Here is a 16,509-nt window from a genome sequence, read left to right as displayed (position 1 = left end):
TTGCTCCTTTGCTAGTGAATCTATTGCACACCGGCCAGTGCCGCCGCGGCCATAGCTGTGTGATGGCAGGCAGGCACCGCAGGCGTGGCCGGTGTCGGAATGTCGTTGATGCACCGTTGGCGCTGCTCGTCGGGAAGCGTGCCAATGAGCGGGCACCGTGTCCGGAAGACGCAGCCGCTGGGTGGGTTGGCCGGCGAGGGAAGGTCTCCACGAAGCCGGATCTTCACCTGTTCACGGGCTGCCCGGGGATCCGGAAGGGGTACTGCCGAGAGCAACGCCTTGGTGTACGGATGCAAGGGATCGCTGAACAAAGCGTCCCGAGGCCCCTGCTCGACGATCTTGCCCAGGTACATCACAGCGACTTCGTGGGAGATGTGCCGGACCACAGAGAGATCGTGCGCGATGAAGATGTAGGAAACGCCGGTGTCGCGCTGGATCTGCTGCAACAGGTTCACCACCTGTGCCTGCACTGAGACGTCCAAAGCGGACACTGGTTCGTCGCACACAATCACTGACGGACTCAGGGAAATCGCCCGGGCAATACCCACGCGCTGACGCTGGCCTCCGGAAAATTCATGCGGGAAACGGTTGTAGTGCTCCGGCTTGAGCCCTACTTGGTCCAGGAGTTCCTTCACCCGGTTCTTGAGACCACCCGGCGGGCTGATCTTCTGTGCCACCATGGGAGCCGCGATGGCCGTGCCCACGGTTTGGCGGGGATTCAGCGAGGCAAAAGGGTCCTGGAAGATCATCTGGACCTTGCGCCGGAAGGTGTAGAGATCCCGGCCGCGGAGCTGGCTGATGTCCTCTCCGTCCACCAGGATCCGCCCGCCCGTCGGGTCCAGGAGCCGCGCCACCATGCGTCCGGTGGTCGACTTACCGCACCCTGACTCGCCCACGAGCCCCAATGTCTGGCCTCGGGCAAGGCTGAACGATACGCCGTCCACCGCTTTGACAGAGCGCTTGGCCGCGCCGGGAAGGAGTCCGCCCTTCAGCGGAAAGTGCTTCTGCAGGTTCTCCACCTGGAGAATAGGCTGATGTTCCATGGCGGGTCCTAACGCGAATTCCGGATGGTGATGATCTGCGGGCCGCTGAGATGACAGCGTTTGCCGTGCCCGTCCTCAACCCGCAGTTGGGGCCGCTGGTTGGCGCAGACGCCGTCGCCGGCGAGTTCGGCGTATTGGCACCTGGCGCTGAAGATGCAGCCCTTAGGCAGGTCAAGGAGCGACGGCGGCTGGCCGGGTATGGGGTTCAGCTGGCTCGACGCACTGTTGAGCGTGGGCATCGAGTTGAGGAGGCCCAGGGTATAGGGGTGCTGCGTGTCGTGGAAGATCTCGTCCACGGGCCCGGACTCGACGCACTGCCCGCCGTACATGACCAACACGTTGTCGCAGACCTCGGCCACCACACCGAGGTCGTGCGTGATGAGGATCAAGGCCGAGTTGCTTTCCTCCTGGAGCTCCGACATGAGGTCCAGGATCTGCGCCTGAACGGTGACATCCAGAGCCGTGGTGGGCTCGTCGGCTATCAACAACTCAGGTTCGCAGATCAGCGCCATCGCGATCATGGCACGCTGGCGCATGCCGCCGGAGAAGTGGTGGGGGTACTCGTCGTAGCGCTGCTCCGGGCTGGGGATACCCACCCTTCCCAGCATGTCGACGGCGGCTGCCCGGGCCTGTTTCTTGCTCGCCTTGTTGTGGACCAAGTACGCCTCGGCGATCTGGTGTCCAACGGTGTAGAAGGGGTGCAGCGCCGAGAGGGGATCCTGGAAGATCATGCCGATGTTGCGGCCACGGAGCGGGCGCATGGCGGACTCGGGCAGGGTGACCAAGTCCTTGCCTTGGAACATCGCCTGACCGGTGACCTGCGCCGACGTGCCTTTGAGCAGGCCCATCAGCGCTTGGCTGGTGACGGATTTTCCGGAACCGGATTCGCCCACGATGCCAAGGGTCTGACCGCGTTCCAGCGAGAAGTCCATCCCGTTCACTGCGGAGACAACGCCGTCGTCCGTGGGAAACTTCACCGTGAGGTCGCGGACCTCGAGGAACGGCGCGGTGGCTGTACCTCCAGCCGGGGCGCTCGCCACGTTGGCGGTATCTACATGGGTCATTGGAGCCTCACTCGGGGATCGATGGCGGCGTAGGCGAGGTCCACCACAACGTTGGCCACGATGACGAAGAACGCGGCCAACATGGTGATGGCCATGGTGACGGGGAGGTCGCCGGAAATGGCGGCATGCACAGCCGTGAAGCCCAGGCCGGGGACAGAGAAGATCTGTTCGGTGAGGACTGCTCCGCCCAGCAAGAGGCCGATGTCCATGCCCAGCATGGTGACAACAGGGGTTATGCCTGCACGCACACCGTGCTTGAAGGTGACAGTCCGGGGCGCGAGGCCCTTGGCACGGGCCGTCCGGATGAAGTCTTCGCCGAACGTCTCGATCATGTTGGTACGGGTGACGCGGATGTAGGAAGCACTGAAGAGCACGGCCAACGCAATCCACGGCAGCAGGTAATTGGCCACCCAGGCTCCCGGACCTTGCGGGCCGAACGGGCTGTTGATCTCGTTGGTGGTGAAGGGCAAAAGGTGCAACTGGTTGACGAACAGGAGCAGCAGGAACAGGCCCGTAACGGGGATAGGCAGTGAGACACCAACGGAGGCGGCGCCGACAATGAACTTGTCCACGGGCGAGCCTTTGCGCAGGGCGGCCAGCAGACCAAGCCCGACGCCGGTGATGGTCCACAACACCAGCGCGCCGATGGCCATGGAGAAGGTGTAGGGGAGTGAACGGGCGATGATGTCCGCAACGTTCTCGTTGGTCTGGAAGGACTTGCCAAGGCAAGGCCATTCGCAGAGGGTCTGCGCTCCCGGGGCGCCGATCATCCGCGAAGAGAAGAAGCCACGGATGTAGTCGATGTACTGGACCAGGAAGGGCTGATCCATGCCAAGGGCAACCCGGGCTTCGGCCACACGTTCGGGCGTGCACTCCTGTCCACAGGCAGCAGCTGCGGGATCAGAGGGGCCAAGCTGGAAGAGCGTGAAGGTGATGAAGCTGACCGCGGCTAGAAGCAGGACCAGCGATCCGGTTCGGCGAAGAATGAAAGTCATCATGGTGGTGGTTGCGGGCCGCCCGCTGAGGCAGGCGGCCCGCTTCTCCTTCTGGACTATGCCCGAATAGTTTTCGAAGCCCGGTTATTGCTCGACGCCGACGATCGAGAGATCGATGCCGCCGAAGAAGTAGCCCACCTGGGCGTTGCGGACGTTGGAACCCACCACGCTGTTGGTGTGGCTGCGGATGAGCGGGACGATCGGGTAGGTCTTCAAAGCTGAGCCGAACGCCTCAGACCATTTCTTGCCCAGTTCCTCGGAGGTGCCGTCCGTATTGCGGAGATCGAACATGGCCTTGGAAACTACGGGATCGAAGTACCGGGAGGTGTTGGAGAAGCCGTAGCTGGTGCCTTCATTGTTCGGTCCCAGCAGGGGATCAGCGGACGTGCGCACCGATGCGGGGTCGGCACCACCGCACCAGCCGGAACGCCCCATGTCCGGGAGCTGCTCACTGGCCAGGACTGAGTAGTAGTTGGGTGCCGGAATTGGAACCAGCTCAACCTCGATGCCCAGGGCCTTGAGGTTCTGCTGCACAACTGTGCCAGTGTTCTTGAAGGCGTCCCGGTTGTTGGCGTAGCCGTACGTCAGGGTCTTGGGGAAGTCCTTGCCTTCCAGGAGCTTCTTGGCTTCATCCAGCTTGGGCTTTCCAGTGGGGTCCAGTTCCAGTTCGGTCTCCACATAGCCGCGCATCTTGGCATTGAGCGGGCTCTGAGTGATTTCACCGAAGCGTCGTCCACCGTACTGAACCAGGATGGACTGGCGATCCAGGGCCAACGCGATGGCCTTGCGGACGTCCGGGTCCTTGATCTTTTCCGTGTTCAAGCTCAGGACGTCGTTGCATCCCAGGAGACCTGAGGCCACGCGGTCTTTGACCTTGGCGTCGGCCAGTTTGGCGGAGTCCGAGGTCTGGAGGGCACCGTTGGAGTCCAGCGTGATGGCATTAGGATCCGAGTCGGCCAGGAGCTGCTGGCTGATGGTGGCCTGCGAAGTGGACAGCGAGAAGCTGAACGTATCCGGGAGTGCCGAGCGGTTGGGGTCTGTAGCGGGATCCCAGTGCGGGTTGCGGACCAGCTTGAGGGACTTGCCACGGTTGTAGGACTCCACCATGTACGGACCCGAAGATACCGGGTGGTTGGTGTAGTCCAGCTTGGTGTCCTTGGCCTTCGGGACAGGAGCGGTATTGGACCGGGATGCCAGCGCCGGGAACTCGGCGAACGGTTTTTTCAGATGGAAGACCACGGTGCGCTCATCAGGCGTTTCAACGGCCTTGAGCACAGCGGAAGGATCCTTATACGGCCCCTTGTACCCGCCGGCGTCGAGCGCTGCGTTCAACTCTTGGGGCGCCTGGGTGAAGACATCCTGTGCGAACGTGCGCTCCACGCCGTACTTGATGTCGGCTGAGGTGATGGGCGTTCCGTCCTCGAACTTCACGCCTTCCTTGAGGGTGAACCTCCAACTCAGGCCGTCGTCGGAGGCCTTGCCGGTGTCCGTCGCGAGGTCAGGGACCACTGTTGGGGGCTGGCCGGCTGTCTCCTTGGCCATGGTCAATGTGCGGTAGTAGAGCTGGCCGACGTTGGCCGTCTGAACATAGTTGCTGTTTCCGGGGTCCAACGTTTGGAAATCGGAGGACATCAGGACGTTGATGTTGCCGCCCTTGGCATTGAAGCCGGACTTGATCACGTTGGGGGCCAATTCCGTGACCGACCCGGCGGCCTTGGAACTGCTGGGCTGGCTTTGACCAGGGCCGCAGCCGGTAGCGGCCATGGCGATCAACACCGAAAGTGCCAGAGCTCTTGCAGGGGTTTTCATGATGCTCCTTGTGAGGGGGGATGCGATACGGGGGATGAGGGTTAGTGGCGCGAAGCCTTAGGGTCCAGGGCGTCGCGGACGGCGTCGCCGAGGAGGTTGAAGGCCAGGACGGTGATGATGAGCATGACTCCGGGGACAGCGAGGAACCACGGATCACTGAGGTACCAGTTGCCGGATTGGGCGGCGTTGAGCATCTGGCCCCACGACGGTGTGGGGTCCTTGACGCCGACACCCAGGAAGGACAGTGCTGCCTCGGCCGAGATATTGGTGGGGATCAGCATGGTGGCGTACACCAGGACGACTCCCATGACGTTGGGGATGATCTGTCGGAAGAGAATGCTGAGGTGTGAGGCGCCGAAGGATCGCGCGGCTTCCACGAACTCGCGCTCGCGGAGGCTCAGCACCTGTCCGCGGACGATCCTGGCGAGGTACGCCCAGCCAAAGAAGCCCAGGATGATCACCAAGGAGGCCATGGGCAGGAAGCTTCCTTCACCCAACGGCGTATCCCTGAGCCGTGACTGAAGGATGGGCGTGAGGGAGAGCACCAGGAGAAGGTGGGGGAAAGCCAGGAACAAGTCCATGATGCGGCTGATGATGGCGTCGGTCTTGCCACCAAAGTAGCCGGCTGCCGCGCCAAGGACGGTTCCGAGGACCACTGAGACAACGGTGGAGAGCAAGGCGATGGTGAGGGAGACCTGTCCGCCGTAGGCGAGCCTCGCGAAGAGATCGCGTCCCAGCCCGGGCTCGACACCCAACCAGTGCTGGGCCGATGGGAACATGTAGCCGGGGAGCGGCAGGCCGGGTGTCTGGAAGTCGTCCAAAACCTCGGGACTGGTATTGGACGTGTAGGGGTCGTTTCCGGACAGGGCGCTCAGGACGGGAGCCAGTATGGCGAACAGCAGGATGGCCACCACCACACACAGGCTGAGGAGGGCGATCTTGCTGCGCCTGATCCTCATCCAGGCCGTGGCGAGGAGGGAACGCGCTTCGGCAGGTGCTTTGCTCTCCGGCGACGTTGCCGGAGGGAGCGGCGGCCTGCCGATGCTTGGTTCGACGGACTGTATCTGGGTCAACGGTTCTGCTCGTTTCGTGATCAGGAGCTGGCTCCGGAGTTCTTGTATACCAAAATAGACTAGAGCAGGATTGATGCGATGTAAATCACAAATAATGTACTGTTTGGAATACCAGAAAGTAATACGAGCTGTCCTTGGCGGACAGGAAACAGGAGTCGCCGTGCCTACCAAGGTCACCGCCCGCTACGTGCTGGGCCATCGCAACGGACGCCACGTGCTGCTGGAAAACGCGTGTGTGGTGTACAGCGGCCACACCATTGACTACGTGGGGCACGGCTACTCCCGGCCTGTGGACGAGGAACGCGATCTCGGCGATGCCTTGCTCATGCCCGGCCTGATCGACCTCGACGCCCTCACGGACATCGACCACCTCATTCTGGACAGTTGGGCAGGTTCGGAGCAGGCCAAGGGCCACCAGTGGTCCGAGGACTACTTCCGGAATCGCCGCGCGGACGTCTTCACAGCGGAGGAACGCCAGGAGATCCGCGAGTACGCCCTGATCCAGCTGGTCCTGCACGGCATCACCACCTACATGCCCATCGCATCGGAAGTCCACTCCGAGTGGGCTGAACCTTTCGAAGAACTGGTAGGCATGGCCGAGACCAGCCGGCGCCTGGGCCTGCGCGGTTACCTGGGCCCGGCGTACCGCTCGGGCGTCAACGTCGTGTTGGAGAACGGCGAACGTTCAGTGATGTTCGACGACGACCGTGGACGGGAGGGGTTAGCCGATGCCTTGCGCTTCATCGACCACGCCACGGAACTCGACGATCCCTTGGTCAACGGAGTCCTGCTCCCATGCCGGATCGAGACGCTGGACATCGAGCTGCTCAAGGAGACGGCGACAGCCTCCGAGGAACGCGACGTGTTGGTGCGCCTGCACTCACTTCAGGGACTCGTGGAGCGGGAGCTCATTCTGGATTGGCACGGCGTGACACCGCTGGAGCTTTTGGACCAGGTAGGGATGCTCAACGAACGCCTGCTGATCCCGCACGCCACCTACACGGACCGGAATCCTGCAGTGTTCGGCGAGGACCGCGGCGACCTCGCCCGGCTGGCAGCCAGCGGCGCCAGCATCATCCACTGCCCCCTCACCTCCATGCGCTACGGCAGCGCGTTGGACTCCTTCAACGCCTACAAGGCCGCAGGCATCAACATTTCCCTGGGTACCGACTCGTTCCCGCCGGACCTGATCCGCGGCATTGATGCCGGCGTGCAGCTCGCCAAGATCCTGGCGGGGACGAACGACGCCGGCGACGTCGCCGGATATTTCGACGCCGCCACGGTGGGTGGAGCGCATGCACTGCGCCGTGCGGACCTTGGTCGGCTTGAGCCGGGTGCCCAAGCAGACCTGGTGGCCTTCTCACTTGGAGACATCCGCGACGGCGTCCACGATGACCCGCTGAGGACCCTCCTCCTGAACGGCACTGCCCGCCAGGCTGTGCTGTCTGTAGTGGCCGGCCGGACCATTATGGCAGACGGCGTGATCGACGGAGTGGACCTGGACCACTGGCGCGTAAAGGGGCAGGAACTCTTCGACAAGATGCGCAGCGGCTACACCGTCCGGGACGCCCGGAACGGTGCGGCGGATGAGCTGTTTCCTCCCGTGTATGCTCGGTTGGAACGCTGACCGGCGCCGTCCGGCACATGGAGCGGACACTGGCATGAAGGGAAGTTCGACAGTGGCTGAGGCGATGCCGGAAACCGGAAATGGCCGCGATGACGAGGCTCGTGCGGAGAACGTCTACCAACTTGTGTTGGAGGGCATCGTCACAGGCACCTACGCGCAGGGCATGCGGTTGCGGGAACGGGAACTCTCCGAGCTCTACAACGTCTCCCGCATTCCCGTGCGCGAAGCCATCCAGCGCTTGGAGCAGGATGGATTCGTGGCTACTTTTCCACGCCGCGGTGCCGTGGTGCGCCAACTGACCCTCACGGACGTCAACGAGCTCTTCGACGTTCGCCTCTGCTTGGAGACGTTCGCTGCGCGGATGGCCGCCACGCGTGTGGCCGAGGGCAGCGACGGCGGACGGTTGGAAGAACTCATGGAGGCCTCCAAGTCAGCCATCGACGAGGAACGCACTGAGGATGTCGCCCTGATCAGTGCTGAGCTGCATGCTGAAATCGTTCGCCTCTCGGGAAACAGGCTGCTGATTGAATCCGTGAAACCGCTGTTCGGGCGGATGCGCTGGATCTTCGGGTTGGCCCACAACCGCAGTAATGAACTCCAACGCGACGAACACACCGAGCTGTGCAACGCAATCCTGAAGGGCAGGCCGGACCTGGCCTACTCGTTGGCGTACTCGCACATCGAGCTGGGCCGCGAACCCGTCCTTGCAGGCCTCGCGGAGACCTTGGAACCGTAGCTAGTCGTCAGCGTCCGGGTACTCGTCCTCGTCGTCATACCGGCCGGATTCCTCAACCTCTACCTCAAGGATCTTGAGCAGCTCAGTGTCCGGGTTCAGCATGATGGCTGCCTCGTCACGGCGGTGCTGCAGCACGGTGTCCAAGTAGGACTGGACGGTCTCGGCCAAGGGAACGTATCGGTCCTGTTTTTGGCTCATGTACCAGCGGTGCTCCAGGACCTCGTGCACCACTTCCGCGGGCTCCAGCTTCCCGGCCAAGTGCCTGGGAATGGAACGAACAATGGGCTCAAAGATCTGGCTGACCCAGATGTGGGCGCTGATTTCCTCGTCCAGATCCGGGTTGTTGTCTGCGCGGAACTGGTCCATGTCGTTGAGGAGCCTGCGGGCTTGGTTCTCCTGGGCGTCCAGGCCCGTGAGGCGCAGCAGGCGACGCTGGTGGTGACCGGCGTCGACCACCTTTGGCTGGAGCTGGATGGTGGAGCCATCCGCCGTGGTCTTGATGGCGTACTCCTCCACGTCGAAGCCGAGCTCGTTGAGACGCCTGATGCGGGCGGCCACGCGCCACCTTTCACCAAGCTCGAAGGACTCCTTCTCCGTCAACTCAGTCCAGAGCCGGCGGTAGCTGTCCATGATCAGCTCACTGGTGGCTACGGGATCCACTTTTTCCTCGATGAGCCCGCCGTCCAGCAGGTCCATCAGTTCGCCGGCGATGTTCACGCGGGCGATTTCGAGGTCGTATTCGCGTTGACCCATGGAGAGGTCCGGGTAGAGCTCGCCCGTCTCGGCATCCACCAAATAGGCGGCGAAGGCGCCGGCATCACGGCGGAACAACGTGTTGGAGAGCGAAACGTCACCCCAGTAGAAGCCCACAAGGTGCAAGCGCACCAGCAACAGTGCCTGGGCGTCAATCAGGCGCGTCAAAGTGTCTTTGCGGAGCATCTGTGAGAACAGTGCGCGGTATGGCATGGAGAACTTCAGGTGCCGTGTGACCAGCACGGGGTTCAGCGGCCTGCCGTCCGCGGTGGTCCTGCCCGTAATGACGGCCACGGGCTCCACACAGGGAACGTCCAGCCGGGCCAGCTTCCGAAGCATGTGGTACTCGTGGCGGGCAACGTGCTCCGACGTTTCCTTGATGGCGATGACCGAGCCACCCAAGTGCGCGAAGCGTACGATGTGCCGGGAAATACCGCGGGGTAGCGCGGCCAGGTTCTCGGCAGGCCAGTCTTCCAAGGCGATATGCCACGGCAGGTCCAGCAACTCCGGATCCGCCGCAGCTGCCGTGATGTTCAGCGATCCGATGACACTCGCAGGCGGCGCGGTGTCCTGCGCACTCGCGGCTTCAGTCCTGGGGAGCTTGCCGATCTGCCCGTAGTCGGTGGGTTCGTCGTGCCACTGGGCTTCGTTTTGCTCGCTCATGCCTCAATTGTTCCGTACTTGGGCGGGGAGGAGGTCAAGGCCTCCGGAAACGGCCACTTCGACGTCGCGGACCACTCGACGTCGGGCGCTTCCTGGAAAGCGACACCTTGCCTGGCGAGCCGCTCGCCCAAGGCGCCCAACCGGCGTCGGAAGTCACCTGCGTTGCGGACCTCCTGAGCGGACCAGGCAACTTCCGCCAAGGAAACGGCCCTCGGGTACAGGAGCCACTGGGCCTGCTGGTTGTCACGGACTGTTTCAGTCCACAGGGGACCTTCGACACCGAGGATGTGCTGGTCCTTCAGGCCACCTTGGGCGGGATCCCAGTTGTAGTACTCGGACCACGTGAACGGCCCACCTTCTACCCACTCGAGCCCTATGGGGCTGTCCGACGAATACTTTTGGTCCAGGTAAGTGTTGGCTGCGGGGGACATGATCACCTGTGAACCGCTGTTTTCGGCTTGCCGTACTGTGGGCTCGAAATCGCCATGCCAATACTGGATCACGGCACCGTCCGGAAGCTCGACAGCGGCAAATTCGTTCCAGCCCACCACGGCCTTGCCGGTTTCGGCGCCAATTCGAACGAACTGCTGCACCATGGCCACGTATTCGTCGTGCCCCGTGACGTGGGCTTCGTCGCCACCAATGTGGAGGTACGGGCCGGTCGTGATGGCCGCGAGCTGGCCGAGGACCTCGCGTACGAACTCATACGTTGCTGGCAGGTCTTCGGTGAGGGTTGACCAGCCCACCTCGGAGGTGGTGCTCATCGGCTTGGCTTGGCCGTCAGGGTTGAGCTGCGGGATCGCGGCGAGGGCGGCGTTGACGTGGCCGGGAAGATCGATCTCCGGCACCACCAGCACGTTCTTGGTGGCAGCATAGGCCTGGAGGTCGCGGAAGTCCTGCTGGGTGTAGAACCCTTGGCGGCCGCGGGCAGGCATCGCTGTGGGGACCTCCACCGCGCCTTGCCCGCCGATCCCGGTCAGATTGCCGTAGGGCAATCCGGACGGGTTGCCCTCAGACCCAGGATCGTGGATTTCGATGCGCCACGCTTGGTCGTCCGTGAGGTGCAGGTGCAGGACGTTCAGCTTGAATTGCGTCATGACGTCGATCTGCTCCTTCACCTCCTCCACGGTGAAGAAGCTGCGGGCAACATCCAGCATGAGGCCGCGGTAAGTAAAGCGCGGTGCGTCTGCAATCTCGACGGCGGGAATCACCCAAGTGCCTGCCGCGGACTCAGGGTCGTTGGCTGATTGAGTGCCCTCAATGGATGCAGGGAAAAGCTGGCGGAGCGTCTGGATTCCGTTGAACAGTCCGGCCGGTGTGGAGGCCGTGAGCTGAACCCCGGAATCGGTGACCTTGAGCGCGTAAGCTTCCGGGCCGCCGTCGAACGTTTCCGCCAACTCAAGGACGATGTCGCCGGGGCGGGCGTCCTCAACGATCGGCAGGCGGAGGCCCGTGCCGCTGCGCAGCAGCGAGGCGAGTTGTTCGGCCACCAGCACGGTTGAGTTGGTCGCGGTGATCCGCGCGGTGGGAGCGAGCGTGAAGGCCGGGCTGTCAAGGAGGGCGACGTGCGAAGGCCGGGGGATCAGGTTATCTGTCGTGTTCATGCCATTCTTTCCGGGAGAAAGGTTAACGCGAGAGCGGCCCGACCGGGAGGGGTCGGGCCGCTATCACAATGCGGAACTTACAGACGCGTCAGCGCCGGGAGGAACCTTGCCGGGGGACTAGTCGCCCAGGCGGAGGCCGGTCTTCGTGTCGAACAGGTGCACGTGGCCGGACTGCGGACGAACAAAGATGGACTCGCCCTTCATCGGGGGGCGACGACCGTCGACGCGTGCCACGATGTCATGGCTCTTGCCATCCAGGATGGTGTGGCCGTAGACGTAAGCGTCGGCACCGAGTTCCTCGACGACGTCAACCTCAACCTGGAGGCCTTCGCCGTTGCCGACGGTCTCGAGGTCTTCCGGACGCGAACCGACAGTGACGGTCTGGCCGTGAGCCTCTTCGAGAATGTTGCGCGGCACGGGGTAAACCGTTCCACCGAACTGGACGCCGCCGTCCACCACCGGCAGTTCAAGCAGGTTCATGGCCGGGGAGCCGATGAAGCCGGCAACGAAGACGTTCTGCGGGCGGTCGTAGAGGTTGCGCGGGGTGTCAACCTGCTGCAGAAGACCGTCCTTCAGGACTGCAACGCGGTCACCCATGGTCATGGCCTCGACCTGGTCGTGCGTCACGTAAACCGTGGTGACGCCGAGACGGCGGGTCAGGGATGCGATCTGCGTACGCGTCTGGACACGGAGCTTGGCGTCAAGGTTGGAAAGCGGCTCATCCATGAGGAAGACCTGCGGGTTACGGACGATTGCACGGCCCATGGCAACACGCTGGCGCTGACCGCCGGAGAGTGCCTTCGGCTTGCGGTCCAGGTAGGCCTCAAGGTCAAGAAGCTTGGCGGCTTCGCGAACACGCTCGGCGCGCTCTTCCTTGGAAACGCCGGCGATCTTCAGGGCGAAGCCCATGTTGTCCGCAACGGTCATGTGCGGGTACAGGGCGTAGTTCTGGAAGACCATTGCGATGTCGCGGTCCTTCGGCGGAACATCCGTGACGTCGCGGTCACCGATCAGGATGCGGCCGGCGTTGACGTCCTCAAGGCCTGCGAGCATGCGCAGCGAGGTGGACTTACCGCAACCGGAGGGTCCAACGAGGACCAGGAATTCGCCATCGGCGATGTCGATGTTGAGCTTATCGACGGCGGGCTTATCTGTGCCCGGGTACAGACGCGTAGCGTTATCAAAAGTAACTGTAGCCACAGTTATCAATCCCTTCACCGGCAGGTACGTGCCGGACGATCCGTTGTGAATGGTTCATTTTCTTCAGTTGAACTCCCCGGCCAATGGCCGGGGAGGATCGCGTGACGCCGCACGGTACTGTGCGTCACATCACATCCAAGAGTATGTCAGACTTTTGGACGAACTACCTAAATGTTACAAACGTCACATGTTGCGCTGGTCACTCGCTAGGCCTCCGCGGTCACCCGCCGACGCTCCCTCAGCAAGGCTTCCAGCAACTCCGCCACGTGCACCGGCGCTTCCACCCGGTACTGCGCTTGGGTGAAGTCCAGGCCCACTTTGATGCCGACGTCGTCACCCAGCAGCCGGCCCAGAGCATCCTCGTCCGTGACGTCGTCACCCGCGAACAGGATGGCCGTTGCACCCGTTGCCTGACGGAGGAACTCCACGGCCTCGCCCTTGGACGCGTGGACTACGGATGTCTCCAAAACCCGCTTGCCCGTCTTCAGGTAGACGCCGGGATGCTCGCGGAGCACCCGCATCGCGGCCTCGACGGCGTCTTCCGCAACGTCGTCGTCGGCCATCCTCGTGTGGAGGACGACGCCGGCTGGTTTGTCCTCGAGCAACGTCCCCGGAGCGATGTTCACGATTTCCGCCAGAACCTCACGGACCGCGGCCAGCTTGGTGCGCTGATCCTCATCCAGTTCCAGGCCCAAAGATCCCTCGCCCAGCCAGACCTCGGCGCCGTGGCTGCCGATCAGCAGCGTATCCACAGGAGGCGAGGCGACCAGCCGCAAGCTGTCGAGTGCGCGGCCCGAGATGAGTGCCGTCGTCGTGCGTGGAAGTTCAGCAAGGCTTGCCAGTGCCGTTGCGGACCGGGGCAGGGGACGTGCGTCCTCCGCATGGTCGACGATAGGGGAGAGGGTGCCGTCGAAATCGAGGGCAACCAGGAGATGCTCCGTGCTGGAAATGCGTCGGACGGCGTCCAGTAATTCGGGCGATAGGGAGAGTTTCTCAGCTGTCATCGCGCACTACCTTCTCCTCCAAGGCAGCCAGGAACTCGGCTGACCAATGATCGACGTCGTGGTCCAGGATCTGCTTGCGCATCAGCTTCATGCGGCGGCGGGCTTCCTTGGGCGGTAAGTTGACGGCGCGCAGAATGGCCGACTTGAGGCCGTCAATGTCGTGCGGGTTGATAAGTAGCGCTTGCTTGAGTTGGTCGGCGGCGCCGGCGAACTCGCTGAGTACCAAGGCGCCATCGTCTTCTGAACGGGCTGTGACATATTCCTTTGCCACCAGGTTCATGCCATCGCGCAAGGCTGTTACGAGCATGACATCCGCCGCGAGATACAGCGCCACCATTTCCTCCACGGGATAGCTGTGGTGCAGGTAGCGGACGGCTGTGTTCTGGATGGTGTCGTAGGTGCCGTTGATGTGGCCAACGGTTCCTTCGATCTCTTCGCGGAGGAGCCTGTACTGCTCTACGCGTTCGCGGCTGGGGCTCGCCACCTGAATGAGCGTGGCGTCCTCCACCTTGATGCTGCCTTCACGGAGGAGTTCCTCGAAGGCCTTGAGGCGGTGGCCGATTCCCTTGGTGTAGTCCAAGCGGTCAACACCCAACAGGATGGTGGTGGGGTCGCCGAGGTCCTTGCGGATCTGCTTGGCCCGCTCGATGATGTCAGGCCTGGCTGCGAGCTCGCGGATCTGGTCAACGTCGATGGAGATGGGGAAGGCCTGTGCCCGGGCGATGTGGGTAACTTCGCCGTCCGGGCCCTTCACATGAACCTGCTGCTGCTTGACGCTGGCACCCAGGAAGCGGCGGGCTGAGCGCATGAAGTTGCCTGCGTCGCTGGGGCGCTGGAAGCCCAGAAGGTCAGCGCCCAGCAAGCCGTCAATGATCTCCCGGCGCCAAGGGAGCTGTGCGAAGATCTCCGGCGGCGGGAAGGGAATGTGGTTGAAGAAGCCGATCTTGAGGTCCGGGCGGACTTCGCGGAGCATTCGCGGAACCAACTGGAGCTGATAGTCCTGGACCCAGACAGTAGCGCCGTCGGCGGCGTGGCGAATGACGGCGTCGGCGAACTTCTTGTTGACCTGGCGGTACGAATCCCACCATGTACGGTGGAACTCAGGCGGCGCTATGACGTCGTGGTAAAGCGGCCAGATGGTGGCATTGGAGAAGCCCTCGTAATACAGCTCCACTTCGTGGCTGCTGAGCTGGACCGGGACGAGGTCCATACCTTCGTGGCTGAAAGGACGCACCGTCTCATCCGGGGCGCCATGCCAACCCACCCACGCGCCGTCGGACTTTGTCATCATTGGCGCGAGTGCCGTGACCAGGCCGCCGGGCGAACGGCGCCAGCCGCCGCCGTCGCCGTTTCCGTCGCTGCTGCAACGGTCGACGGGCAGCCTGTTGGACACCACCATGAAATCGAACTTGCTCGCCGTGGGCTTCTTTGTTGGAGAAGCCTTGGTGTCCTGTCCGGTACTGAGTTTTTCGCTTGCCGGTTCCTGCATTAACGCTCCCTGGGGTTGCTGTGACTCAACTCCCAGCCTACTAGCGGAATCTTCCCCGGCAGTTGATCGTTCAACAACGGGGTCATCAGGTATGGGGCAGAGCTTCAAGTTTGCTCCCGTAAACTGACCCCGTTGCCCTAGATATGCACTATGACGTCGAATAACCCGAGGAACTGATGAGCCCCGCAAACGAACCACGCCTGTCCAAGGCCGAAAAGACCGCCCAGGCGCGGGAGAAAGCGCGCGCAATCCGCGAAGAACAGCTGAAGAAGGAGAAGCGCAACAAGCTTCTTGTCGGCTGGGGCATTGTGGTGGCCGTGGTTGTCATCATCGCTGTGGTGGCCTTTGTGGTGGTTGGAAATATCCAGAACAACGCGCCCGTGGCTGATGAGGGTCCGACGCCGGCCAACGGCAACGTGCACGGTGGCATCACGCTGCTGGCCAACACTGAAGTCCTGAAGTCGGAGCCTGCCAGCGTCAACGTGGCTGATGTGCCGGCTCCTCTTCCCACCAAGCCGGCTACAGTAACGGTTCCGGGTGGCGAGGCCGAGGCCGGCAAGCCCGTCAAGGTTATTGCTTACATCGACTTCATCTGCCCGGTCTGCAAGCAGTTCGAGACCGCCTACGGTGAGTCGCTCACGAACCTTCGCAACGAAGGCAAGATTTCCCTCGAATACCGGGCCCTTGGCTTCCTGGACCGCCAGTCCACCACCAACTACTCATCCCGCGCAGCCAACGCAGCAGCCTGCGTAGTCAACTCCTCCCCCGAGAAGTACGCGGAATTCTTCAACCTGCTCTTCGAGCGCCAGCCGGCTGAAGGCGGAGCAGGCATCTCCGACAACGACCTGAAGGCCATGGCCACCGAAATTGGTGCGGCCAACATTGACTCCTGCATCGACAGCAAGCAGTTCCGTCCGTGGGTGAAGGTTGCCACGCAGGAAGCTGCGGCGATCGGCGTCACGGGCACGCCCACCGTGTTCATCGACGGCAAGCAGTGGGACGGCAAGGCCGACCTGAACGCCGAGATCCAGACGGCAACTGACGCCAAGGGCTAACCCTGGGAATTCACGACGGCGGCCGGTCACCCTTAGTGCGGGTTCTAGCGGTCGTTGCAACACCCGGAATTTTTGGGAGTTGCAACGACCGTGTCGTCTTTATCGAACGAACCGGCAAACCGCCGGAAGTACACGCCTGAGCAGAAGGCTCAGTTCTTCCAAGCCCTTGATCGCCTTGGCAGTGTCACCGCCGCAGCTTCGGAGCTTGGGCTGAATCGGATGACTTGTTACCAGTGGTGCCGGAAGGCCGGCATCCGGAACGAGCAGGCCGTCAGGATGCAATACACGCCAAGACAGAAGGAAGAGTTCCTCTTGGTCCTTCGGCGTGTGGAGAGTGTGACTCTGGCCGCCGCCGAACTTGGGTTGAACGTCAATACCTGCCACCGTTGGGCTG

13 protein-coding genes are annotated in these 16,509 nt (G+C 62.7%); 3 read left to right on the top strand and 10 right to left on the bottom strand.

From position 1 onward, the window contains the following. Positions 1-20: 20 nt before the first annotated feature. The 5 genes from AC0J5Z_RS19460 to AC0J5Z_RS19440 all read right to left on the bottom strand — a co-directional run bounded on the left by AC0J5Z_RS19460 (position 21) and on the right by AC0J5Z_RS19440 (position 5,984). A complete protein-coding gene (locus AC0J5Z_RS19460; RefSeq protein WP_475035654.1) occupies positions 21-1,043 on the bottom strand; it encodes an ABC transporter ATP-binding protein in 1,023 nt (340 codons plus the stop codon). Between the two features lie 8 nt (positions 1,044-1,051). Then, positions 1,052-2,107, bottom strand: coding sequence for an ABC transporter ATP-binding protein (locus tag AC0J5Z_RS19455; RefSeq protein WP_475035653.1), 1,056 nt, complete (start codon positions 2,105-2,107; stop codon positions 1,052-1,054). Then, the gene (locus tag AC0J5Z_RS19450) at positions 2,104-3,105 is read right to left on the bottom strand and encodes an ABC transporter permease (protein WP_475035651.1); all 1,002 of its coding nucleotides are present in this window, start codon (positions 3,103-3,105) and stop codon (positions 2,104-2,106) included. The genes AC0J5Z_RS19455 and AC0J5Z_RS19450 overlap by 4 nt, the downstream gene beginning before the upstream one ends. Positions 3,106-3,186: 81 nt before the next feature. After that, positions 3,187-4,911, bottom strand: coding sequence for an ABC transporter substrate-binding protein (locus AC0J5Z_RS19445; RefSeq protein ID WP_475035650.1), 1,725 nt, complete (start codon positions 4,909-4,911; stop codon positions 3,187-3,189). Between the two features lie 41 nt (positions 4,912-4,952). Beyond that, positions 4,953-5,984 (bottom strand): ABC transporter permease, encoded by a 1,032-nt coding sequence (locus AC0J5Z_RS19440; protein WP_475035649.1) that lies wholly within the window; start codon positions 5,982-5,984, stop codon positions 4,953-4,955. A 160-nt stretch (positions 5,985-6,144) separates the two neighbouring features. Here AC0J5Z_RS19440 and AC0J5Z_RS19435 point away from each other — a divergent pair, with 160 nt between their 5' ends. Further along, complete coding sequence (locus tag AC0J5Z_RS19435) at positions 6,145-7,611, top strand: chlorohydrolase family protein (protein WP_475035648.1); 1,467 nt, start codon at positions 6,145-6,147, stop codon at positions 7,609-7,611. A 34-nt stretch (positions 7,612-7,645) separates the two neighbouring features. Further along, entirely contained in the window at positions 7,646-8,347 is a 702-nt protein-coding gene (locus tag AC0J5Z_RS19430) for a GntR family transcriptional regulator (protein WP_475035647.1), read from the top strand. Here AC0J5Z_RS19430 and AC0J5Z_RS19425 read toward each other — a convergent pair whose 3' ends face one another. The 5 genes from AC0J5Z_RS19425 to AC0J5Z_RS19405 all read right to left on the bottom strand — a co-directional run bounded on the left by AC0J5Z_RS19425 (position 8,348) and on the right by AC0J5Z_RS19405 (position 15,060). Continuing rightward, a complete protein-coding gene (locus AC0J5Z_RS19425; protein ID WP_011773665.1) occupies positions 8,348-9,763 on the bottom strand; it encodes a DUF4032 domain-containing protein in 1,416 nt (471 codons plus the stop codon). After that, on the bottom strand, positions 9,760-11,367 hold the full coding sequence (locus AC0J5Z_RS19420) for a beta-N-acetylhexosaminidase (protein WP_475035646.1): 1,608 nt from the start codon (positions 11,365-11,367) through the stop codon (positions 9,760-9,762). Before AC0J5Z_RS19420 ends, AC0J5Z_RS19425 begins: the two co-directional genes overlap by 4 nt. A 117-nt stretch (positions 11,368-11,484) precedes the next feature. Beyond that, a complete protein-coding gene (locus tag AC0J5Z_RS19415; protein ID WP_089593814.1) occupies positions 11,485-12,567 on the bottom strand; it encodes an ABC transporter ATP-binding protein in 1,083 nt (360 codons plus the stop codon). Between the two features lie 206 nt (positions 12,568-12,773). Continuing rightward, entirely contained in the window at positions 12,774-13,571 is a 798-nt protein-coding gene (gene otsB, locus AC0J5Z_RS19410) for a trehalose-phosphatase (RefSeq protein ID WP_475035645.1), read from the bottom strand. Continuing rightward, the gene (locus tag AC0J5Z_RS19405) at positions 13,561-15,060 is read right to left on the bottom strand and encodes an alpha,alpha-trehalose-phosphate synthase (UDP-forming) (protein WP_475035644.1); all 1,500 of its coding nucleotides are present in this window, start codon (positions 15,058-15,060) and stop codon (positions 13,561-13,563) included. Before AC0J5Z_RS19405 ends, otsB begins: the two co-directional genes overlap by 11 nt. A 176-nt stretch (positions 15,061-15,236) precedes the next feature. Here AC0J5Z_RS19405 and AC0J5Z_RS19400 point away from each other — a divergent pair, with 176 nt between their 5' ends. Continuing rightward, on the top strand, positions 15,237-16,115 hold the full coding sequence (locus AC0J5Z_RS19400; RefSeq protein ID WP_475035643.1) for a DsbA family protein: 879 nt from the start codon (positions 15,237-15,239) through the stop codon (positions 16,113-16,115). The last annotated feature ends 394 nt before the right edge of the window (positions 16,116-16,509 follow it).

It is taken from the genome of Paenarthrobacter sp. TRD_SC_7 (assembly GCF_056156245.1).
This window is presented reverse-complemented; position numbering and strand designations above follow the sequence as displayed.